This is a genomic window from Streptomyces gelaticus (assembly GCF_014649535.1).
Classification (GTDB): Bacteria; Actinomycetota; Actinomycetes; order Streptomycetales; family Streptomycetaceae; genus Streptomyces; species Streptomyces gelaticus.
Window position 1 is genome coordinate 86,843 of sequence record NZ_BMTF01000001.1, and the last position, 21,927, is coordinate 108,769.

The window sequence follows — 21,927 nt, forward strand, 5'->3', positions numbered from 1 at the left end:
CAGATGCAGACCGCAAGACTCACCGCATTACGAGGAAGAGTGGCGGCGCTGACCGCCGTACTGCTCTGCACCGCCTTGGTGCAGGCGGTCCCGCAGCCGGCCTCCGCGGCCGCCGCCCGGTACGAGGCGGAGTCCGCGACGATCGTCAAGGGCGCGGCCGAGTCCAACCACTCCGGCTACTCGGGCACCGGATTCGTCAACGGCGACAACGTCGTCGGCAGCTATGTGGAGTTCACCGTCGACGCGGCCCTGGCCGGAACCGGGACGATCGCCATCCGCTACGCCAACGGCACGACGGACGCCCGGCCCGCCGATGTGGCCGTGAACGGCACCGTCGTCTCGGCCGCCCGCGCCTTCGACGCCACCACCGACTGGAACACCTGGGCCACCTCCACCCTGACCACCCCCGTCAAGGCGGGCAGCAACAAGATCCGGCTGACGTCCACTTCGGCCAACGGGCTGCCGAACCTCGACTATCTCGACTTCACGGTCACCTCCTCGGACACCGAGCCGCCCACCGCGCCCACGGCGCCCAGCTGTTCGGAGATCACCGAGAACAGCCTCACGCTCGGCTGGGGCGCCGCCACGGACAACGTGGGGGTCGCCGCGTACGACATCTACGAACACGGCAACAAGTTCGGCGAGGCACCCGGCACCGCCACCACGAAGAACCTGACCGGTCTCACCCCCGGCACCACGTACAACCTCACGGTGTTCGCGCGTGACGCGGCCGGCAACGTGTCCTCGGTCAGCCCGATCGTGGACTGCACCACCTCGCGCAGCTCCGACACCACCGCACCCTCGGCACCCGGCACCCTGTCCACCTCGGGTCTCACCGCCAACAGCGTCGGCCTGAGCTGGGGGGCGTCGACGGACGACAAGGGCGTCACCGCCTACGAGGTACGCAGCGGCGGCACCGTCTACAAGACCGTGACCGGCACCCCGCCGGCCACCACGACCACGCTCACCGGGCTCGCCTGCGCCAGCCCGTACACCCTGGACGTCGTCGCCAAGGACGCGGCCGGCAACGTCTCACCACCGAGCAACACCGTCACCTTCACCACCCCGGACTGCGCCACCGACGGCGGAGTGCCGTCCGGTGTCGCCACCGTCTCCGGCGGCTGGTCCATCCCCTGGGGCACCTACTGGATGCCCGACGGCAAGAGCGCGCTGGTCACCGAACGGGACAGCTTCAAGGTGCTCAAGGCCACCCCCGACGGCACCAGGACCCAGGTCGGGACCGTGCCCAACGCCGTCACGACCGACGGCGAGGGAGGACTGCTCGGCGTCGCCGTCGACCCGAAGTGGTCCACCAACCACTACGTGTACTTCATGCACACCGCGTCCGAGGGCAACCGCGTGGCACGCATGACCTACGACGGCAGCACGCTCGGCGGGTACACGGTCCTGCTCCAGGGGATCAAGAAGAGCAGGTACCACAACGGCGGACGGCTGCTGTTCGGCCCCGACGGCTACCTGTACGTGTCGACCGGCGAGGCACAGACCCCCGACCTCGCCCAGGACAAGAACTCGCTGAACGGCAAGATCCTGCGGATGACGACGGACGGCAAGGCCGCCCCCGGAAACCCGTTCGGCAACTACGTCTACAGCTACGGCCACCGCAACCCGCAGGGGCTCGCCTTCGACCGCAACGGCCGACTGTGGGAGGCGGAGTTCGGCGACAGCAAGAAGGACGAGCTCAACCTCATCAAGCCGGGCAAGAACTACGGCTGGCCCGTCTGCGAGGGCACCTGCACCACCGACGGCATGACCAACCCGAAGAAGACCTGGAACATCTCCGAGGCCTCGCCGAGCGGGATCGCCATCGTCCGCAACGTGATCTACATGGCCGCGCTGAAGGGCGAACGGCTGTGGCGGGTGCCGATCACCGGTGACACCGAGAACCTCGGCACGCCGAGCGCGTACTACGTCGGAACGTACGGCAGGCTGCGCACGGTCACCAAGGTGCCCGGCCAGGACCAGCTCTGGCTCTCCACCACCAACTGCGACAACAAGGGCAACGAACCCGACGGCTCGGACAAGCTGTTCCGGGTCTCGATCACCTAGGGCCGCCTGACATGTCCCATGTGCTGTACCGCTGGAGCGCCGGGGTGCCTCAGCGGTACAGCGCGTCGACCTCCGCCGCGTACGCCGTCTCGATCGCCCTGCGCTTCAGCTTCAGCGACGGGGTGAGCAGCCCGTGCTCCTCGCTGAAGGGATGCGCCAGGATCCGGAACGTACGGATCGACTCGGCCTGGGAGACCGCCGTGTTGGCGGCCACCACCGCCCGCCGGACCTCCCTCTCCAGACCGGGGTCGCGCACCAGTTCCTCCGGCTTCAGCGGTGCCCGCCCCTGCATCGCGAGCCAGTGGTCCACCGCCTCCTGGTCGATCGTGACCAGGGCCGCGATGTACGGCCGGTCGTTGCCGACCACGATGCACTGCGCGACCAGCGGATGCGCCCGCACCCGCTCCTCCAGGCCGGTCGGCGCCACACTCTTGCCGCCCGATGTCACCAGGATCTCCTTCTTCCGCCCGGTGATCGTCAGATATCCGTCCTCGTCGAGCGAGCCCAGGTCCCCGGTGGCCAGCCAGCCCTCGCGCAGCACCGCCTCGGTGGCCTGCGGGGCGCCGAGATAGCCCGCGAACACATTGCCGCCGTGCACCCACACCTCGCCGTCCTCGGCGATGTGCACGGTCGTTCCCGGAATCGGCAGCCCGACCGTGCCGTACCTGGTGCGCTCGGGCGGATTGGCCGTGGCCGCCGCGGTCGACTCCGTCAGTCCGTACCCCTCGTACACCGTGACGCCCGCGCCCTCGAAGAAGAGCCCGAGCCGCCGCTCCATCCCCGAGCCGCCGGACATGGCGTGCCGGATCCGGCCGCCCATCGCCTCGCGCACCTTCTTGTACACGACCTTGTCGAAGAACTGGTGCTGCATCCGCAGTCCGGCCGACGGCCCCGGGCCGGTCCCGAACGCCCGCGCCTCCAGCGCCTCTGCGTACTTCACCGCGATGTCCGCGGCCTTGTCGAACGGCCCGATCCGGCCCTCCGCCTCGGCCCTGCGCCGGGCGGCGTTGAACACCTTCTCGAAGATGTACGGAACCGCCAGGATGAACGTCGGCCGGAAGGACACCAGATCCGGCATCAGCGCCTTGGCCGACAGCTCCGGCTGATGGCCCAGCTTCACCCGGCCGCGGATCGCCGCGACCTCGACCATCCGGCCGAAGACATGGGCCAGCGGCAGGAAGAGAAGCGTCGCCGCCTCGTCACCCGGCCGGGAGCGGAAGACCGACTTCCAGCGGGCGACCATGGTGTCCGTCTCGAACATGAAGTTGGCGTGCGTGAGCACACAGCCCTTGGGGCGTCCCGTCGTCCCCGAGGTGTAGATGACGGTGGCCACGGACTCGGGCGTCACGGCGCGGCGGTGGCGGTGCACCACCTCGTCCTCGATGTCCGCCCCCGCCTCGGCCAGCTCGGCCACCGCACCCGCGTCCAGCTGCCAGAGCCGCTTGACGCCGGGCAGCCGGTCGATCACCGAGGCGATGGTCATCGCGTGGTCCTCGTGCTCGACCATGACGGCGGACACCTCGGCGTCGTGCAGCATCCACAGCACCTGCTCGGCCGAGGACGTCGGGTAGACCGGTACGGACTGGGCGCCGACCGTCCACAGCGCGAGGTCGAAGAGCGTCCACTCGTAGCGCGTACGCGACATCAGGGCCACCCGGTCGCCGAACCTGACACCGTGGGCGATCAGCCCCTTGGCGAGCGCCAGCACCTCGTCGCGGAAGGCCGCAGCGGTGACATCCCGCCAGTTTCCGCTCGCGTCCTTGCGGCCGAGCGCGACCCGGTGCGGTTCCTCCTCGGCATGGTCGAAGACCACGTCGGCCAGCCCGCCCACGAGGGGCGCGGCCGCCATGGGTGGGACAGTGAACTCGCGCAATGACCTGCTCCTTGTGGCGCTCCGCACAGCGCCGTGACGCTACCCCACCGGGCGCCGCGGCGGGAGGGCCCCGAACCGGCGGACAATGTGGCATATGCGCCGGTCGGCCACCGAAATCCGGCCAGAGGGGCAAGGCCCGGGCGTGGCCGGGACCACGGTGCGAGCGGCGGGCGCCGGAATCTCCACCGAATCTGTACGCCACAGCCACTCCCGTTTCGGGGGCATGTGCGGGGGGCCGGCCGCATTCGCCCCATCGGGTGGGTCATGGGCGCGGCCTTCGGTGTGCCGGGCCTTGTGTGCGCCCGGGCGGTCAGGCGCGAGGCCGCGCGCTCCTGGATCCCCTGATCGGGGCGGTCGTGCCGACGCCGCGGATCAGCCGGTCGCCGCCCGCAAGGATCGCCGTCGCCAGCGCGTCCGCGGCCTCGTGCGCCCCGTCGCGGCGGCGGCCGTGCGACAGGACGAAGTCCACCCCGCCCAGCTCCGGCAGCCCCGCCCGAGCCGGCAACGGTGCCAGGCCCGGCGGGATCAGGCCCCGGCTGTGGACCATCACGCCCAGCCCCGCGTGGGCCGCCGCGATCAGCCCGCTCAGGCTGGTGCTCGTGCAGGCGATCCGCCAGGACCGGCCGTGTTCCTCCAGGACCTCCAGGGCGCGGGCCCGGGTGATGCCCGGCGGCGGGAAGAGAATCAGCGGCACCGGGCGGTCCGGGTCGATCCGGAGCTGCGGTGCGCCGATCCAGGCCAGCGTGTCCTGCCGGACCAGCTCGCCGTGGGTGTCGCCGGTGCGCCGCTTGGCCAGCACCAGATCGAGCCGGCCGGCCGCGAGGCGCTGCTGGAGCGTCCCGGAGAGCTCCACCGTCAGCTCCAGCTCGACCTCCGGATGATCGTGGCGGAACGACTCCAGGATCTCCGGCAGCCTGGTCAGCACGAAGTCCTCGGAGACCCCGAACCGCAGCCGTCCGCGCAGCCGGGTGCCGGTGAAGAAGGCCGCGGCGCGTTCGTGGGCCGCGAGTATCGTCCGGGCGAAGCCGAGCATCGCCTCGCCGTCCACGGTGAGATCGACCCGGTGCGTGTCCCGGGTGAACAACTGCCGCCCCGTCGCATCCTCCAGGCGTCGTACATGCTGGCTCACCGTGGACTGCCGCACCCCCAGCCGCCGGGCGGCCCGGGTGAAACTCAGCGTCTGCGCGACGGCGAGAAAGGTACGGAGCTGTGCCGGGTCGTACATGATTGCCAGGCTATCGCGTTCCGTGATGACAGTGAGAGCCGTGTGCGGGATTCCCGATCGCTGCGGTCGGGAGCAGCATGGAGGGGCACGACCGGAACCAAGAGAACATGTGGAGCACATGAACCGCCGCACCCCGAGGCTGCCCTCCTGGCTGCCGATCGACCCGTACATCCTGGCGCTGATCGGTACCGTCGTGCTCGCGGCGATACTGCCCGCCTCGGGGACCGCGGCCGACGTGGCGGGCGGCGCCTCCACCGGAGCGATCGCCTTTCTCTTCTTCCTGTACGGCGCCCGCCTCTCCACCGCCGAGGCCATGGACGGGTTCAAGCACTGGCGGCTCCATCTCACCGTGCTGATCTGCACCTTCGCCGTGTTCCCGCTGCTCGGACTGGTGGCCAGGGGGCTGGTTCCGTACATCCTGACGCCGCAGCTCCACAGCGGTTTCCTCTTCCTCTGCCTCGTCCCCTCGACCATCCAGTCGTCGATCGCCTTCACCTCGATCGCCCGGGGCAACGTGCCCGCGGCGATCTGCGCGGGCTCCTTCTCGTCGATCGCCGGGATCTTCCTCACTCCGCTGCTCGCGGCCGCTCTGCTCGGCGGCAACGGCGGCGGATTCTCGGCGGACGTGCTGCTGAGAATCGGTGTCCAGCTGCTGCTGCCGTTCGTCGCGGGGCAACTGCTGCGCCGCTGGATCGGCGGCTTCATCACCCGCCACAGGAAGCTGCTCGGCCGTGTCGACCGCGGCTCGATCCTGCTCGTCGTCTACACGGCCTTCAGTGAGGGCATGGTCGCGGGCATCTGGCACCAGGTCACCCCGGCCCGGCTCGGGGCGCTGCTCGGAGCCGAGGCGCTGCTGCTCGCGCTGATGCTCGCACTGACCTGGTACGGGGCGAAGCGGCTCGGTTTCGACCGGGCGGACCGGATCGCCATCCAGTTCGCCGGTTCGAAGAAGAGCCTGGCCGCGGGGCTGCCGATGGCGAGCGTGCTGTTCGGCGCGCAGGCCTCGCTCGCCGTGCTGCCGCTGATGCTCTTCCACCAGATGCAGCTGATGGTGTGCGCCGTGATCGCCAAGCGCCGCTCGCGGGACGCGGAGGAGGAGAGCCGGGCGGTCGGAACGGTGTCGCGGGAGGCCGCCGCGGCGGTGCGCTGAGCCGGGCCGGGGCCGGGGAGCCTCAGCCCCGGTCGACCGCCGTCTCCAGGGCGATGCGGTGCTCGCCCGCGTACACGTTCATCGAGGGCCCGCGCAGGAAGCCGACCAGGGTCAGTCCGGTCTCGGCCGCCAGGTCGACGGCGAGGGACGACGGTGCCGAGACCGCCGCGAGCACCGGGACCCCGGCCATCACCGCTTTCTGGGCCAGCTCGAACGAGGCCCGCCCCGACACCAGCAGAATGGCCCGGGACAACGGCAGCCGGTGGTCGGTGAGGGCCCGGCCGACCAGTTTGTCGACCGCGTTGTGCCGGCCGACGTCCTCCCGGACGTCGAGCAGTTCGCCCGTCTCGGAGAACAGCGCCGCCGCGTGCAGGCCACCGGTCCGGTCGAAGACCCGCTGTGCGGCGCGCAGCCGGTCGGGGAGAGCGGCCAGCAGTCCCGGCTCGACCCGCAGCGGAGGAGTGTCGGCGACCGGGTGCCGGGTCGTGGTGCGCACCGCGTCGAGGCTTGCCTTGCCGCACAGTCCGCAGGACGAGGTGGTGTACACATTGCGTTCGAGCGTGATGTCGGGGACCGGGACGCCGGGGGCGAGCTTCACATCCACCACGTTGTACGTGTTGACGCCGTCGGCGGTCGCTCCGGAGCAGTAGACGATGGACTGCACCTCGGATCCGTCACCGATGACGCCCTCGCTCACCAGGAATCCCGCCGCCAGGGCGAAGTCGTCACCGGGTGTGCGCATGGTGATGGCGAGCGGCCTGCCGTCGAGCCGGATCTCCAGGGGCTCCTCGGCGACGAGCGTGTCGGGCCGGGTGGAGACGGCCCCGTCCCGGATGCGGATGGTGCGGCGGCGCTCGGTGACCCGTCCCATAGCGGCTGAATCCGATTCTGTACGTGGGGGAGACCGAACCGGCCTCTGACGATCCTCATTGTCCTGTACGCGACGGACCCGGCGTCGTGCGGGAAACCGCACCAAGTCGTCAGAATTCTGTATACAGAATCCTTCCGGGTGTCAAGGCTGTCGTCCAAGCCTCCAATGGCTGGGCACTATTCCTGTGGGAACACGTGCCCCTGTACCGAGCGGTAGCGACCAAGACTGGATGGTTCCTGCCATACGTAGCGAGGGGACCCCGTACATGACCGGCTCACGTGTCGTGGCGCTCGGCCACTATCAGCCCGCCAAGGTGCTCACCAACGACGATCTGGCGGCCATGGTCGATACCAGCGACGAGTGGATCACCAGTCGCGTCGGCATCAGGACCCGTCATGTCGGGGGGCCGGACGAGCCGGTGGACGAGATGGCCGCGCACGCGGGGGCCAAGGCGCTCGCAGCGGCGGGGCTGCAGCCGGCCGAGGTCGACCTGGTCCTGGTCGCGACCTCGACCGCGATCGACCGCTCGCCGAGCATGTCGGCACGCGTCGCCGCCCGGCTCGGGATGGGCGCGCCCGCGGTGATGGACATCAACGTCGTCTGCTCCGGCTTCACCCACGCACTCGCCACCGCCGACCACGCGGTCCGGGCCGGAGCCGCCGAGCGCGTCCTGGTCATCGGCGCCGACAAGATGGCGGACATCGCGGACTGGACCGACCGCAGCACCTGCGTCCTGCTCGGCGACGGAGCCGGCGCGGCGGTCGTCGTCGCGGAGCCGGATGGGGGCGACCGGCCCGGGATCGGTCCCGTTCTGTGGGGCTCGGTGCCGGAGATGGGGAACGCGGTACGGATCGAGGGGACGCCGCCGCGGTTCGCGCAGGAAGGGCAGTCCGTCTACCGCTGGGCCACCACACAGCTGCCGCCCATCGCCCGCAAGGTGTGCGAGAAGGCCGGTGTGGCGCCGGAGGAGCTGGGGGCCGTGGTGCTGCACCAGGCCAACCTGAGGATCATCGAGCCCGTCGCCAGGAAGATCGGCGCGGTCAATGCGGTCATCGCCAGGGATGTCGTGGACTCCGGCAACACATCCGCGGCCTCGATCCCGATGGCCCTGTCCAAGCTGGTGGAACGCGGCGAGGTCCACAGCGGCGCGCCGGTTCTGCTCTTCGGCTTCGGCGGGAATCTCTCGTACGCGGGTCAGGTGATCCGCTGCCCCTGAGAGCCTGTCGGGTGCCCGACAGGCTCTCAGGGGTGTCGCTCCGGTGGTCAGGTCAGGGCCGGTCCCTGCGGGGGCAGATGAGGTGGTGGCTGATCCTGCAGCACTCCCCGGGGGCCGGTTCGCGGTCCTGGGCGTTCCACACCGTGCCGTCCGGGTCGAGGTGCCACCGCTGTCCGGGCGGCACGGTGTGTGCGGGGAGCGGCGCGGGGCCCTCCGGCTCGAGGCGGACCCACCACCGGTAGTGGGTGGGACGGATGTCGACGGTGAGCCCGCAGTCCGGGCAGTCGGGCGCGGGTTCCGGACCGGGGATCGCTCCGTCCCTCAGGCCCTGCTCGTGATCGGTCGAGTGCTGGAGATCGGTCCATTCCTGAGCGGTCCGCGGTGTTCCGGCAACCCCCATGGTCAAAGGGTGCGTCCGAGTCCTGAGTTGCGGTAGGACGCGATTCGGCCGCGCGCGGCGGGCGGGGGAGCCGCGGGGCCGTCGGCGCGGGTCTGCGGGGCAGCAGGCAGACTTGCCGGTGTGACGATACTGAGCAAAGGCGCCAACGTGCCCGTCGCGGCTGCCGCGGTCCGGGCCGTACTCGACTGGTCGGCGGGGTCCGCAGTGCCGGACGTGGATGCTTCCGCTCTGCTGCTGGGGCGTGGCGGGCGGGTGCGATCCGATGACGACTTCGTCTTCTACAACCAGCCGCGGCACGCCTCGGGCGCGGTGAGTCATGCCGGTAAAAGGCACGGCAGCGACTCCCTGGACGTCCACCTGGCCGCGCTGGGGCCGGACGTCGAACGCGTCGCGCTCTGCGCCTCCGCGGACGGTGGCACGTTCGGCCAGGTGCCGGGGCTGTGTCTGCGGCTGCTCGATCCGGCCTCCGGGGCCGAGCTGGTGCGCTTCGACATCACCGCCGCGACGGAGACCGCCCTGGTCGGCGGGGAGCTCTACCGCCGCGACGGCGGCTGGAAGTTCCGCGCGGTCGGCCAGGGTTACGCCAGCGGGCTGGCCGGGCTGGCGACCGACTTCGGGATCAGCGTCGACGAGGAACAGCCGGCGACCGGGCCCGGCTCCCGGCCCGTGACACCTCCGTACCCGGCCCAGGCACCTCAGTACCCCTCTCAATACCCCTCCCGGGCGCCGTCGTCCAGCGCCTCCGCACCGTCGTACGACGCCCCCGCGCCGGGGTCCGCCGCAGGAGAGCCCCGCCCCCGGTCGGCCAAGGGCGAGGAGTGCCTGCCCGTGGACATGTGCAAGCGCCTGTCGCTGCGCAAACAGCAGGTCCTGGTCAGCCTGAGCAAGCACGGCGTACCGGAGCTGTGCGCACGGGTGGTCCTCGTCCTCGACGCGTCGGGGTCGATGGGCGGCCTCTACCGGCGGGGCACGGTCGCGGGTGTGGCCGAACGGATGGTGGCCGTCGCGGCGCAGCTCGACGACGACGGCCGGATGCAGGCGTGGACGTTCGCCAGCAACCCCGCCCGGCTCCCCGACCTCGCCGTGGGCGACCTGCCCGAGTGGCTCAGACTGCACGTACGCGTGGGGCAGACCTTCGGCTTCGGGCGCAGGAAGCCGCCCAAGGGGCTGGAACCCGGTCAGATCGACATGCGCACGGTCGGGATCCAGAACGAGGAACAGAAGGTCATCGCCGAGGTGCGGGACTTCGTGCGGGCACACCCGGTGCCGGACCCCACGCTGGTCCTGTTCTTCTCGGACGGCGGTGTGCACCGCAACAAGGAGATCGAGCAGGAGTTGCGGGCGGCCGCGGAGGAGCCGGTGTTCTGGCAGTTCGTCGGTCTCGGCAGCTCTCGGTACGGCGTGCTGGAACGGTTCGACACCATGCCGGGCCGCCGGGTCGACAACGTCGGATTCTTCGCCGTCGACGACATCGAGAAGATCTCCGACCAGGAGCTGTACGACAGGGTCCTGTCGGAGTTCCCGTCCTGGCTGCGGGCCGCCCGCCAGGCCGGAATCCTGCGCTGAACGGGCCGGTCCCACCACCCGGCCCGCGACGCGACCGACCGGCTTTGTCCTCGGTGTGGAGAAAGTTGTAGTGGATTCCTGCGCAACTTCTTCCCACTCCCGGCAACCGCTGCTACGTTCCCCTCGAAAGCCCGACGGACAGGCCGATGCGGCGGGAGGGGCGCGTGAGACGTATGACGGCACGACCCGCGAATGCGCATCAGGCGCGACTGCTCCGGCTGTTGCGCGACGGCGGGCCCAACTCACGGGCACAGCTGGGGGATCAGGTCGATCTCTCCCGCTCAAAGCTCGCCGTCGAGGTCGACCGACTGCTGGAGACCGGGCTCGTCGTGGCCGACGGGCTCGCCGCGTCCCGCGGCGGGCGCCGCTCGCACAACATCCGGCTCGCACCGCAACTGCGGTTCCTCGGCGTCGACATCGGGGCCACCTCCGTCGATGTGGCCGTCACCAACGCCGAGTTGGAGGTCCTGGGCCACCTCAACCATCCGATGGACGTACGCGAAGGCCCGGTCGCCGTCTTCGAGCAGGTGCTGTCCCTGGCGGCCAAGCTCCGGGCCTCGGGGCTCGTCGAGGGTTTCGACGGAGCGGGCATCGGTGTACCCGGACCGGTCCGCTTCCCCGAAGGCGTTCCGGTCGCACCGCCGATCATGCCCGGCTGGGACGGCTTCCCGGTCCGCGAGGCGCTCAGCCAGGAACTGGGCTGCCCCGTCATGGTCGACAACGATGTGAACCTGATGGCGATGGGGGAGCAGCACGCGGGCGTCGCACGCTCCGTGGGCGACTTCCTCTGCGTCAAGATCGGCACCGGAATCGGCTGCGGCATCGTCGTCGGCGGCGAGGTCCACCGCGGTACGACCGGCAGTGCCGGGGACATCGGCCACATCCAGGTGGAACCCGAGGGGCGCGCCTGCGCCTGCGGCAACCGGGGCTGCCTGGAGGCCCACTTCAGCGGTGCCGCGCTCGCCCGCGACGCCGAGGACGCGGCGCGCACCGGGCGGTCGGCGGAGCTCGTCGGCCGGCTGGAGGCCGCCGGGAGGCTCACCGCCGCCGACGTGGCCGCCGCCGCGGCCGCCGGTGACGCCACCTCGCTCGATCTGATCCGCGAAGGCGGCAACCGGGTCGGCCACACGCTCCTCGCCAGTGTCCGGACCCAGGTCTACCGGCAGTCGCTGCCGCTCGCCACCGGCAATCTCCCCATCGTGCTCGGTGAGTTGGGTCCGGCCGCCGGAGTGATCGGCGCCGCCCGTCTCATCAGCGACCACCTCTTCTCACCGGCCTGACCCAGGTCCGGCCACACACGGGCGCACCCCGGGAACACCGGGAGCGCCGCAACACCCGCACCACCGCACCTGGTACCGCCCTGCCCGCTCACCGGCCGCGTCGCACCTGCCGAGGGGAATCGTCATGGCACCAGAACCACCCCTGCTCACCATGTCCGGCATCACCAAGTCGTTCCCCGGAGTGCGCGCCCTCGACGGTGTGGATCTGGAGGTCCAGGCCGGCGAAGTCCACTGTCTCCTCGGGCAGAACGGCGCCGGCAAGTCCACCCTCATCAAGGTGCTCGCCGGGGCCCACCAGCCCGACGGCGGCGAGATCACCTGGCGCGGCGAACCGGCCGCGCTGAAGTCGCCCATCGCCGCCATGCGGCTGGGCATCGCCACCATCTACCAGGAACTCGACCTGGTCGATGGCCTGTCGGTGGCCGAGAACGTCTTTCTCGGCCACGAACCCACCACCGCCCGCTTCGTCGTACGCACCCGCGAGGGCCGCACGGCCGCCGCGGCGCTGCTGAAGCGGCTCGGCCACCCCGAGATCGACCCGGCCCGCCCGGTCGGCGAGCTGTCCGCCGCCCAGCAGCAGATCGTCTCCATGGCGCGGGCGCTCTCGCACGAGGTACGGCTCATCGTCATGGACGAGCCGTCCGCCGCACTCGACCCGGACGAGGTCGACAACCTCTTCCGTATCGTCGCCGCGCTCACTGCCGACGGGGTCGCCGTCGTCTACATCTCGCACCGCCTGGAGGAGATCCGCCGGATCGGCGACCGGGTGACCGTGCTCAAGGACGGCCGCGCCGTGGCCGTCGGGCTGCCCGCCGATTCCACACCGACACGCGACATCGTTGCCATGATGACCGGCCGCAACGTCGAGTACGTCTTCCCGCCCCGCACCGCGGACCGTGCAAAAGCGAGCGGGGCGGAGCCCGTCCTGAAGGTCGAGGGGCTGACCAGGAAGGGTGAATTCGACCCGGTGGACCTGGAGTTGAGGCCCGGTGAGATCGTGGGCCTGGCCGGGCTCGTCGGTTCGGGGCGCTCCGAGATCCTGGAGACCGTCTACGGCGCCCGCAGGCCGAGCGCCGGACGGGTGACCGTGGCCGGCCGGCAGCTGAGGCCCGGCAGCGTCCGCGCGGCCGTCGCCGCCGGAATCGGCCTCGCCCCCGAGGAACGCAAGGCGCAGGCCCTGCTGATGCTCGAATCGGTCACCCGCAATGTCTCCGTCTCCTCGATGTCCCGCTTCTCCAGGGCCGGCTGGATCGACCGCGGGGCCGAGCGCCGGGCGGCGCGCGAAGCCACCCGCGAAATCTCGCTGCGTCCCGACAACCCGGACACCCCCGTCCGTACGCTCTCCGGGGGCAACCAGCAGAAGGCGGTCCTGGCCCGCTGGCTGTTGCGCGGCTGCCGGGTCCTGCTGCTCGACGAACCGACCCGCGGTGTCGACGTCGGCGCCCGCGCCGAGCTGTACGCCGTGATCCGCCGGCTGGCCGACGACGGCCTCGCCGTCCTGCTCGTCTCCAGCGAGGTGCCCGAAGTGCTGGGCCTCGCCGACCGGGTGCTGGTGCTCCGCGAGGGCCGCGTCGTGCATACGGCGGATGCCCGGGAGCTCGACGAGCACCGCGTACTCGACCTGGTGATGGAAGGGAGCCCGACGTCATGACGCAGCCCGTCTCCTCGGCGCAGCAGGGCGGGCCGGACAAGGGGGCCGCCCCCGCCCCGGTCCCCGAACTCCGGAAGAAGGACGGACCCGCGCGCATCCCGGGCCTGCGCGTGGACGTCCGCAACCTCTCGCTCCTCGGCGTCCTCGTGGTTCTGGTCGCCGTCGGCGGATTCACCGAGCCCGACGCCTTCCTGGACACCGGGAACCTCCAGCTGATCCTGACCCAGTCGTCCGTCATCGGTGTCGTCACCGTCGGGATGACCTTCGTCATCACCAGTGGCGGCATCGATCTCTCGGTCGGTGCGATGGTCGCACTCGCCTCCGTCTGGGCGACCACGGTCGCCACTCAGGAGTACGGCTTCGCGGGGATGCTGTTCACCGCGGTGATCGTCGGACTCGCCGCCGGACTGGTGAACGGGATGCTCATCGCGTACGGCCGGATGGTGCCGTTCATCGCGACGCTGGCCATGCTCGCCTCGGCCCGCGGGCTCGCCCTCCAGATCACCGACGGCAAGACCCAGATCGTCACCGTCAAGCCGGTCCTCGACCTGGGCCTGCCCGACTCGTACGTCCTCGGCATCCCGCCCCTGGTCATGATGTTCGCGGCGGTCACCGTCGTCGGCTGGCTGGTGCTGAACCGTACGACCTTCGGACGGCGTACGGTCGCGGTCGGCGGCAACGCCGAAGCCGCCCGGCTGGCCGGCATCGACGTACGGCGCCAGCGGCTCTTCCTCTATCTGCTCTCCGGGCTCTGCTGCGGCATCGCCGCCTTCATGCTGATCGTCCTGTCCGGGTCGGGCCAGAACACCAACGGCAATCTGTACGAGCTCGACGCCATCGCGGCCGCGATCATCGGGGGCACCCTGCTCAGCGGCGGGCGCGGCACCATCGTCGGCTCCGTACTCGGCGTCCTGGTCTTCACCACCATCACCAACATCTTCGCGCTCAACAATCTGCAGAGCGACGTCCAGCAGATCGCCAAGGGCGCGATCATCGTCGCCGCCGTACTGGTCCAGCGCCGCACATCGGCGCACGGGGAGACCTGACGTCCCACCGCACCCGTCCCGCCCACCGCCCCGTTCGCCCCATGTGACATGTCACGCACCGGATGAAGGGTTCGACAGCCATGCCAGAAACCAGCCGCAGACGACTGCTCTTCGGCACCGCGGCCGTCTCCGCGGGCGCCCTCCTCACCGCCTGTACCAGCAACGACCCCAAGAGCGAGGACACAGCCAGGAGTGCCGGACCCGCCGCCGACAACAAGCCCGGCAAGCCCGTCACCATCGGCTTCGCGGGACCGCAGGCCGACCACGGCTGGCTGAACGCCATCAACGAGAACGCCAAGTCGCGGGCGGCCGAGTACTCCGAGGTGAAGCTGGAGACCACCGAGGGCTCCAACGACACCGCCGCCCAGATCGGCCAGGTCAAGACCCTCATCAACAAGAAGGTCGACGTCCTCGTCATCCTCCCGGCCGACGGCAAGGCCCTCACCCAGGTCGGCCTGGAAGCCATGCGGGCAGGCATCCCCGTCGTCAACCTGGACCGGATCTTCGCCTCCCCGCAGGCCTACCGCTGCTGGGTCGGCGGCGACAACTACGGCATGGGCCTCAACGCCGGTACGTACATCGGCGAGCAGCTCAAGGACAAGGCGGGCGCCAAGGTCGTCGAGCTGGCCGGGATCGACAACCTGGAGCTCACCAAACAACGCAGCCAGGGCTTCGCCGACGCGCTGAAGAACTACTCCAACATCGAGCTGGTGGCCCGTCAGGCCGCCGATTTCACCGTGGAGTCGGGCCAGGCGAAGATGGCTCAGCTCCTCCAGGCGCAGAAGAGGATCGACGCCGTGTGGAACCACGACGACGACCAGGGCGTGGGAGCGCTGCGCGCCATCCAGCAGGCGGGCCGTGACGAGTTCCTGATGGTCGGCGGGGCCGGGGCCAAGTCCGCGATGGACGCCATCAAGGCCGACAACAGCGTTCTGAAGGCCACCGTCCTCTACCCGCCGACGATGGCCGCGTCCGCCATCGACCTGGCCCGCGCGCTGGCCCAGGGCAAGGGCGTCAGCGGCCTGGCCGAGCTGGAGATCCCGACCAGCCTCACCCTCTACTCGGCCGTGGTCACCAAGGAGAACATCGACCAGTACCTGCCGACGGGCTTCAGCTGATCCGCCCCGCGGGAGGGCGCTGACCGGCCCTCCTGCCGTATCCATCGAACGACCGACGAGGAGGAAGCCCGGATGGCCCGTAGGGAAGAGACGGATCAGGAGGCCGCGGCGCCGCCGACGCACCGGCCGACGACGAGCGTGCCGGTGCTCGGGGTCGGCATGGTCGGATACGCGTTCATGGGGGCCGCCCACTCGCAGGGCTGGCGCACCGCTGGACATGTCTTCGAGCTGCCGATGAGACCGGTTCTCGCCGCGATCTGCGGACGCGACCGGGCCGCGGTCGACGCGGCGGCCGCCCGCCACGGCTGGGCGGCGGCCGAGACCGACTGGCGCGCCCTCATCGCCCGGGACGACGTGCAACTCGTCGACATCTGCACCCCCGGCGACAGCCATGCGGAGATCGCCATCGCCGCCCTGGAGGCCGGCAAGCACGTGCTGTGCGAGAAGCCGCTCGCCAACACGGTCGCCGAGGCCGAGGCGATGACCGAGGCCGCGGAGCGCGCCGCCGCCCGCGGCCAGGTCGCGATGGTGGGCTTCAACTACCGCCGGGTGCCCGCGATCGCCTACGCCCGACGGCTGATGGCCGAGGGGCGGATCGGCACCCTGCGCCATGTCCGCGCCGCCTACCTCCAGGACTGGCTCGTCGACCCCGAATCGCCGCTCACCTGGCGGCTGGAGCGGGAACGCGCCGGCTCGGGCGCCCTCGGCGACCTGGGCGCGCACATCGTCGACCTGGCCCAGTACCTGGCGGGGGAGCCGCTGGTCGGGGTGTCGGCGGTCAGCGAGACCTTCGTACGGGAACGGCCCCGGCTCGCGGGTCCGACGGCCGGGCTCCTGGGCACCGCGGACACGTCCGGGCGCGGAGCGGTGACCGTCGACGACGCGGCCCTGTTCACCGGCCGGCTCGCCTCCGGGGCGCTGGCCTCCTTCGAGGCGACCCGGATGGCGGCCGGGCGGAAGAACGCACTGCGGCTGGAGATCAACGGGGAGCGCGGCTCGCTCGCCTTCGATCTGGAACGGCTCAACGAACTTTCCTTCCACGACCACACCGAACCCGCCGCCACGGCAGGATTCCGGCGCATCCTCGTCACCGAACCCCAGCATCCCTACCTGGAGGCGTGGTGGCCGCCGGGCCACGCCCTCGGCTACGAGCACACCTTCGTCCACCAGGCCCGCGACCTGGTGCGGACGATCGCCGAAGGGAGCGCCCCCGCACCGTCGTTCGCCGACGGGCTACAGGTGCAGCGGGTGCTCGCAGCGGTGGAGGAGAGCGCCCGGAAGAACTCCGTACACACCCCCGTGGTTCCCTAGGAGGCCTTGCCCATGCCCCGTCCCTTCACACTCTTCACCGGCCAGTGGGCCGACCTGCCGCTGGAGGAGGTCTGCCGGCTCGCCCGGGATTTCGGTTACGACGGGCTCGAACTCGCCTGCTGGGGAGACCACTTCGAGGTCGACAAGGCACTGGCCGACCCCGGCTACCTGGACGGGCGGCGACAGCTGCTCGACAAGTACGGACTGAAGTGCTGGGCGATCTCCAACCACCTCGTCGGCCAGGCCGTCTGCGACGACCCGGTCGACGAGCGGCACCAGGGGATCCTGCCCGCGCGGATCTGGGGCGACGGCGAGCCCGAAGGGGTCCGCCGCCGGGCCGCCGAGGAGCTCAAGGGCACCGCCCGCGCGGCCGCCGCCTTCGGGGTGCGCACCGTCATCGGCTTCACCGGCTCGTCGATCTGGCACCTGGTCGCGATGTTCCCACCGGTGCCGCCGCACATGATCGAGCGGGGCTACGAGGACTTCGCCGAGCGCTGGAACCCGATCCTGGACGTCTTCGACGCGGAGGGCGTGCGTTTCGCCCACGAGGTGCACCCCAGCGAGATCGCGTACGACTACTGGACCACGCACCGCGCGCTGGAGGCAGTGGGCCACCGGGCGGCGTTCGGGCTGAACTTCGACCCGAGCCACTTCGTCTGGCAGGACCTGGACCCGGTCGGCTTCCTGTACGACTTCCGGGACCGGATCTACCACGTGGACTGCAAGGAGGCACGCAAGCGGCTCGACGGCCGCAACGGCCGGCTCGGCTCGCACCTGCCCTGGGGCGATCCGCGGCGCGGCTGGGACTTCGTCTCGGCCGGGCACGGCGACGTGCCCTGGGAGGACGTCTTCCGGATGCTCCGCTCCATCGGCTACGAGGGACCGGTCTCGGTGGAGTGGGAGGACGCCGGGATGGACCGGCTGGCCGGTGCGCCGGAAGCGCTCGCCACGCTGAAGCGGTACGACTTCGAGCCGCCGTCGGCGTCGTTCGACGCGGCGTTCGGGGGCGGCGACTGACCGACTCCCGCCCGGGGGACGGTGTGTCCCCGGGCCTCCGGTCCGGGCAGGGGCGGGCCGGAGGGAGAGCTCCACGGCCGCCCCGTACCCGCCCCTGCCCTCACCCTGCTTTGTCCTGATGCAGGAAAAAGTTCGACCGAACCGCTGCGCAAGGGCTTTCCGTGCCGGACGAACAGGTCTACCGTCCAGCACGTGTACATGACATGACTCGGGTCGCCGGTGTCCCCACACCCCGGACGACCCGCGCGGCAGTCCCCGCGCAGAACGGCACGGCAGCACCCCGCCCGTACAACCGGCACTCCCCGGAGGACACTCGTGCACAGAACCCCGACCGGAAACAGGAGCAGAACACGGCTCCGCGTCCGCAAATCCCTCGCGCTGCTCACCGGCGGCCTGCTCGCCGCGGCCACCCTGGCCCTGGGCGCCACGCCCGGAGCAGCCGCGACAGGGACCTCCTCACCGGCCGCCACGGATGCGGCGGCCGAGGAATTCCAGCAGGTCACCCTCGCCAAGGGGGTGGCCGAGACCGGTGAGCCCATGACGCTGGCGGTGCTCCCCGACCGCAGCGTCCTGCACACCGCGCGCGGCGGCGAGGTGTGGCTCACCGACAGCGGCGGCGACACCACGCTCGCCGGCGTCCTCCCCGTCTACTCCCACGACGAGGAAGGCCTCCAGGGAGTCGGCGTCGACCCGGACTTCAGCAAGAACCGGGCGATCTATCTCTACTACGCGCCCCCGCTGGACACCCCGTCCGGCGATGCCCCCGAGAACGGCACCGCCGCCGACTTCGCCAAGTTCGACGGAGTGAACCGGCTCTCGCGCTTCGTCCTCAAGGAGGACGGCACGCTCGACACCGCCAGCGAGAAGAAGGTCCTCGACATCCCGGCCTCGCGCGGCATCTGCTGCCACGTCGGCGGCGACATCGACTTCGACGCGCAGGGCAATCTGTACCTGTCGACCGGCGACGACTCCAACCCGTTCGCCTCCGACGGCTACACCCCGATCGACGACCGGCCCGACCGCAACCCCGTGTTCGACGCCCGCCGCACCTCGGGGAACACCAACGACCTGCGCGGCAAGATCCTCCGCATCAAGGTCGCCGAGGACGGCTCGTACACCGTCCCCGAGGGCAACCTCTTCGCCCCCGGCACGGACAAGACCCGCCCCGAGATCTACGCGATGGGTTTCCGCAACCCCTTCCGCTTCACCGTCGACAAGCCGACCGGCATCGTGTACGTCGGTGACTACGGGCCCGACGCCGGCGCCGCCGACCCCAAGCGCGGACCCGGCGGCCAGGTCGAGTTCGCCCGTGTCACCAAGGCCGGCAACTTCGGCTGGCCGTTCTGCACGGGTAAGAACGACCCGTTCGTCGACTACGACTTCGCGACCAAGACCTCCGGCGCGGCGTTCGACTGCGCCGCACCCAAGAACACCTCCCGGTACAACACCGGGCTGGTCGACCTGCCGCCGTCCCAGCCCGCCTGGATCCCGTACGACGGCGGATCGGTACCGGAGTTCGGCACCGGCTCCGAGTCCCCGATGGGCGGACCCGTCTACCACTACGACGCCGACCTCGACTCGCCCGTGAAGTTCCCCGAGACCTACGACGGGAACTTCTTCGCCGGAGAGTTCGGACGGCGCTGGATCAAGCGCATCGACCAGGACTCCGACGGCACGGTGAAGTCCATCAACGCCTTCCCGTGGTCGGGAACCCAGGTGATGGACATGACCTTCGGCCCCGACGGCGCGCTGTACGTCCTCGACTACGGCACCGGCTACTTCGGCGGCGACCAGAACTCGGCGCTCTACCGCATCGAGAACGCCACCGGCGGTCGCTCACCGATCGCCGAGGCGACCGCGAACAAGACCTCCGGCACCGCCCCCCTCAAGGTCGCCTTCTCCTCGGCCGGAACCACCGACGCCGACGGCGACACGCTCAGCTACAGCTGGGACTTCGGCGACGGCGGCACATCGACCGCCGCCAACCCCACGTACACCTACAAGAAGAACGGCTCCTACACCGCCACCGTCACCGCCACGGACCCCACCGGCCGCACCGGTACGGCGAACGTCCATGTCACGGTCGGCAACACCGCACCGGTGGTGAAGCTGGAACTCCCCGGTGACGGACAGATGTTCTCCTTCGGCGACGAGATCCCGTTCAAGGTGACCGTCACCGACCCCGAGGACGGAACCATCGACTGCTCGAAGATCGAGGTCCGCTTCATCCTCGGACACGACAGCCACGGCCACCCCATCACCTCGGCGCACGGCTGCAGCGGCACCATCAAGACGGAGATGGACGGCGGACACGATCCCAACGCCAACATCTTCGGGGTCATCGACGCCTCGTACACGGACGGCGGGGGAGGCGGCCAGGCCGCGCTCTCCGGTCACGACCAGTCCGAACTCCAGCCGCGCCACCGGCAGGCCGAGCACTACAGCGACTCCCACGGCGTCGCCCCGCAGAACAAGGCGACCGCCCACGGCGGCAAGACGGTCGGCGACATCCACAACGACGACTGGATCTCCTTCAAGCCGTACCTCCTGACCGGTTCCACCAAGCTGACCGCGCGGATCTCCTCCGGCGGCTCCGGCGGCTTCCTCGAAGTCCGGACCGGCTCGGCGACCGGCAAGATCCTCGGCTCCGCACCCGTCCCGGTGACCGGTGCCTGGGACAACTTCCAGGACATCGACGTACCGCTGCGCGGAGTGCCGAAGACGTCCACCGAACTCTTCCTGGTCTTCAAGGGAGGTGCCGGAGCCCTCTTCGACATCGACGACTTCGAGCTCTCCAACAGCGCCCCCGACAAGACCGCCAAGCGGGTCCTGGTCTTCTCGAAGACGGCCGGCTTCCGCCACGACGCGATTGCGGACGGCATCGCCGCCCTCAAGGAACTCGGCAAGGACAGCAACATCACCGTCGACGCCACCGAGGCGGCAGGCCAGTTCACCACCAGCAACCTGGCCCGCTACGACGCCGTCGTGTTCCTCTCGACGACCGGTGACGTACTCAACTCCGACCAGCAGAAGGCCTTCGAGAACTACGTGGCCACCGGCGGCGGTTACATGGGCGTCCACGCGGCGGCGGACACCGAGTACGACTGGGCGTTCTACGGCGGGCTCGTCGGGGCCTACTTCTCCTCGCACCCCGCCATCCAGCCCGCCACCGTCCGTGTCGAGGATCACGAGCACCCGGCCACCGCACACCTCGACGACGAATGGAACCGCACCGACGAGTGGTACAACTACCGCACGAATCCGCGAGGCCAGGCCAAGATCCTCGCGACACTCGACGAGACGACCTACACCGGCGGCTCCATGAAGGGCGACCACCCCATCACCTGGTGCCAGACCTACCAGGGCGGCCGCTCCTTCTACACCGGCCTCGGCCACACCAAGGAGTCGTACGCCGAACCGGCCTTCCGTCGGCTGCTCCTGGGCGGCATGCGGTACGCGGCCGGACAGGTGAAGGCGGACTGCAGGCCCGACACCGGCTACCGGTCGATCTTCAACGGCAAGACGCTCGAAGGCTGGAAGCAGGCAGGTCCCGGGAAGTTCGACGTCGTCGACGGTGAACTCCGCTCCCAGGGCGGCATGGGCCTGCTCACCTACCAGGCCAAGGAGCTCGGCTCGTACTCCCTCAAGCTCGACTGGAAGATGCAGGGCGACGACAACTCCGGTGTCTTCGTCGGCTTCCCGGAGTCCGACGACCCCTGGTCCGCGGTGAACAACGGCTACGAGGTCCAGATCGACGCCACCGACGCGCCGGACCGCACCACGGGCTCCGTCTACACCTTCAAGGCGGCGGACATCAAGGCCCGTGACCAGGTCCTGCGTCCGCCCGGCCAGTGGAACAGCTACGAGCTCAAGGTCCAGGGCGAACGCCTCCAGGTCTTCCTCAACGGGGTGAAGATCAACGACTTCACCAACACCGATCCGGTACGGAGCCTGAAGAGCGGCTACATCGGCATCCAGAACCACGGTGCCGACGACCATGTGTCGTTCCGCAACATCCAGCTGAAGGAACTGCCCTCGGCCTAGGACGCACACCGCGGCGACGGCGGGCGGGGGAGAGAGCACACCGCCCCTGCCCGCCGTCCCCGCCCGATTCCGGTCCCGATTGCGATTGCGGT

The 21,927-nt window shown here is 70.4% G+C and carries 15 protein-coding genes; 11 read left to right on the top strand and 4 right to left on the bottom strand.

From position 1 onward, the window contains the following. Positions 1-3: 3 nt before the first annotated feature. Positions 4-2,067 carry a PQQ-dependent sugar dehydrogenase gene (locus IE107_RS00435; RefSeq protein ID WP_189539755.1) on the top strand — a complete coding sequence of 688 codons (2,064 nt, stop codon included), beginning with the start codon at positions 4-6 and terminating at the stop codon, positions 2,065-2,067. Between the two features lie 49 nt (positions 2,068-2,116). Here the strand turns inward: IE107_RS00435 and IE107_RS00440 are convergent, their stop codons facing one another. Next, a complete protein-coding gene (locus IE107_RS00440) occupies positions 2,117-3,916 on the bottom strand; it encodes an AMP-dependent synthetase/ligase (protein WP_189539756.1) in 1,800 nt (599 codons plus the stop codon). Positions 3,917-4,250: 334 nt separating this feature from the next. Further along, on the bottom strand, positions 4,251-5,165 hold the full coding sequence (locus IE107_RS00445) for a LysR substrate-binding domain-containing protein (RefSeq protein ID WP_373302376.1): 915 nt from the start codon (positions 5,163-5,165) through the stop codon (positions 4,251-4,253). A 118-nt stretch (positions 5,166-5,283) separates the two neighbouring features. Here IE107_RS00445 and IE107_RS00450 point away from each other — a divergent pair, with 118 nt between their 5' ends. Next, on the top strand, positions 5,284-6,315 hold the full coding sequence (locus IE107_RS00450) for a bile acid:sodium symporter family protein (RefSeq protein ID WP_189539757.1): 1,032 nt from the start codon (positions 5,284-5,286) through the stop codon (positions 6,313-6,315). 22 nt (positions 6,316-6,337) lie between these two features. Here IE107_RS00450 and fdhD read toward each other — a convergent pair whose 3' ends face one another. Next, on the bottom strand, positions 6,338-7,186 hold the full coding sequence (gene fdhD, locus IE107_RS00455) for a formate dehydrogenase accessory sulfurtransferase FdhD (protein ID WP_189539758.1): 849 nt from the start codon (positions 7,184-7,186) through the stop codon (positions 6,338-6,340). 265 nt (positions 7,187-7,451) lie between these two features. On the opposite strand from fdhD, the gene IE107_RS00460 reads away from it, so the two are divergent. Further along, entirely contained in the window at positions 7,452-8,402 is a 951-nt protein-coding gene (locus IE107_RS00460) for a beta-ketoacyl-ACP synthase III (protein ID WP_189539759.1), read from the top strand. Positions 8,403-8,454: 52 nt separating this feature from the next. Here the strand turns inward: IE107_RS00460 and IE107_RS00465 are convergent, their stop codons facing one another. Beyond that, a complete protein-coding gene (locus tag IE107_RS00465) occupies positions 8,455-8,802 on the bottom strand; it encodes a DUF6083 domain-containing protein (RefSeq protein ID WP_189539760.1) in 348 nt (115 codons plus the stop codon). Positions 8,803-8,922: 120 nt separating this feature from the next. Between IE107_RS00465 and IE107_RS00470 the strand changes: the two genes are divergently transcribed. From IE107_RS00470 to IE107_RS00505, 8 genes are all read left to right on the top strand, one after another. Next, entirely contained in the window at positions 8,923-10,368 is a 1,446-nt protein-coding gene (locus tag IE107_RS00470) for a VWA domain-containing protein (RefSeq protein ID WP_189539761.1), read from the top strand. 173 nt (positions 10,369-10,541) lie between these two features. Next, positions 10,542-11,648: an ROK family transcriptional regulator gene (locus IE107_RS00475; RefSeq protein WP_189539762.1), complete on the top strand. Its 1,107-nt coding sequence runs from the start codon at positions 10,542-10,544 to the stop codon at positions 11,646-11,648. A 124-nt stretch (positions 11,649-11,772) separates the two neighbouring features. Next, complete coding sequence (locus tag IE107_RS00480; protein ID WP_189539763.1) at positions 11,773-13,299, top strand: sugar ABC transporter ATP-binding protein; 1,527 nt, start codon at positions 11,773-11,775, stop codon at positions 13,297-13,299. Further along, positions 13,296-14,345: an ABC transporter permease gene (locus tag IE107_RS00485; RefSeq protein WP_189539764.1), complete on the top strand. Its 1,050-nt coding sequence runs from the start codon at positions 13,296-13,298 to the stop codon at positions 14,343-14,345. Before IE107_RS00480 ends, IE107_RS00485 begins: the two co-directional genes overlap by 4 nt. Before the next feature lie 80 nt (positions 14,346-14,425). Then, positions 14,426-15,463, top strand: coding sequence for a substrate-binding domain-containing protein (locus IE107_RS00490; RefSeq protein ID WP_189539765.1), 1,038 nt, complete (start codon positions 14,426-14,428; stop codon positions 15,461-15,463). A 72-nt stretch (positions 15,464-15,535) separates the two neighbouring features. Further along, complete coding sequence (locus tag IE107_RS00495; RefSeq protein ID WP_189539766.1) at positions 15,536-16,774, top strand: Gfo/Idh/MocA family protein; 1,239 nt, start codon at positions 15,536-15,538, stop codon at positions 16,772-16,774. A gap of 12 nt (positions 16,775-16,786) precedes the next feature. Beyond that, positions 16,787-17,791, top strand: coding sequence for a sugar phosphate isomerase/epimerase family protein (locus IE107_RS00500; protein WP_189539767.1), 1,005 nt, complete (start codon positions 16,787-16,789; stop codon positions 17,789-17,791). Positions 17,792-18,106: 315 nt separating this feature from the next. Continuing rightward, positions 18,107-21,835: a ThuA domain-containing protein gene (locus IE107_RS00505; protein WP_189539768.1), complete on the top strand. Its 3,729-nt coding sequence runs from the start codon at positions 18,107-18,109 to the stop codon at positions 21,833-21,835. Positions 21,836-21,927 lie beyond the last annotated feature (92 nt).

Coding starts and splice junctions, on each gene's coding strand:
- IE107_RS00440 (WP_189539756.1), bottom strand. CDS start 3,916: ATGGCGGCCGCGCCCCTCGTGGGCGGGCTGGCCGACGTGGTCTTCGAC.
- IE107_RS00435 (WP_189539755.1), top strand. CDS start 4: ATGCAGACCGCAAGACTCACCGCATTACGAGGAAGAGTGGCGGCGCTG.
- fdhD (WP_189539758.1), bottom strand. CDS start 7,186: ATGGGACGGGTCACCGAGCGCCGCCGCACCATCCGCATCCGGGACGGG.
- IE107_RS00490 (WP_189539765.1), top strand. CDS start 14,426: ATGCCAGAAACCAGCCGCAGACGACTGCTCTTCGGCACCGCGGCCGTC.
- IE107_RS00485 (WP_189539764.1), top strand. CDS start 13,296: ATGACGCAGCCCGTCTCCTCGGCGCAGCAGGGCGGGCCGGACAAGGGG.
- IE107_RS00465 (WP_189539760.1), bottom strand. CDS start 8,802: ATGGGGGTTGCCGGAACACCGCGGACCGCTCAGGAATGGACCGATCTC.
- IE107_RS00460 (WP_189539759.1), top strand. CDS start 7,452: ATGACCGGCTCACGTGTCGTGGCGCTCGGCCACTATCAGCCCGCCAAG.
- IE107_RS00450 (WP_189539757.1), top strand. CDS start 5,284: ATGAACCGCCGCACCCCGAGGCTGCCCTCCTGGCTGCCGATCGACCCG.
- IE107_RS00445 (WP_373302376.1), bottom strand. CDS start 5,165: ATGTACGACCCGGCACAGCTCCGTACCTTTCTCGCCGTCGCGCAGACG.
- IE107_RS00500 (WP_189539767.1), top strand. CDS start 16,787: ATGCCCCGTCCCTTCACACTCTTCACCGGCCAGTGGGCCGACCTGCCG.
- IE107_RS00475 (WP_189539762.1), top strand. CDS start 10,542: ATGACGGCACGACCCGCGAATGCGCATCAGGCGCGACTGCTCCGGCTG.
- IE107_RS00495 (WP_189539766.1), top strand. CDS start 15,536: ATGGCCCGTAGGGAAGAGACGGATCAGGAGGCCGCGGCGCCGCCGACG.
- IE107_RS00480 (WP_189539763.1), top strand. CDS start 11,773: ATGGCACCAGAACCACCCCTGCTCACCATGTCCGGCATCACCAAGTCG.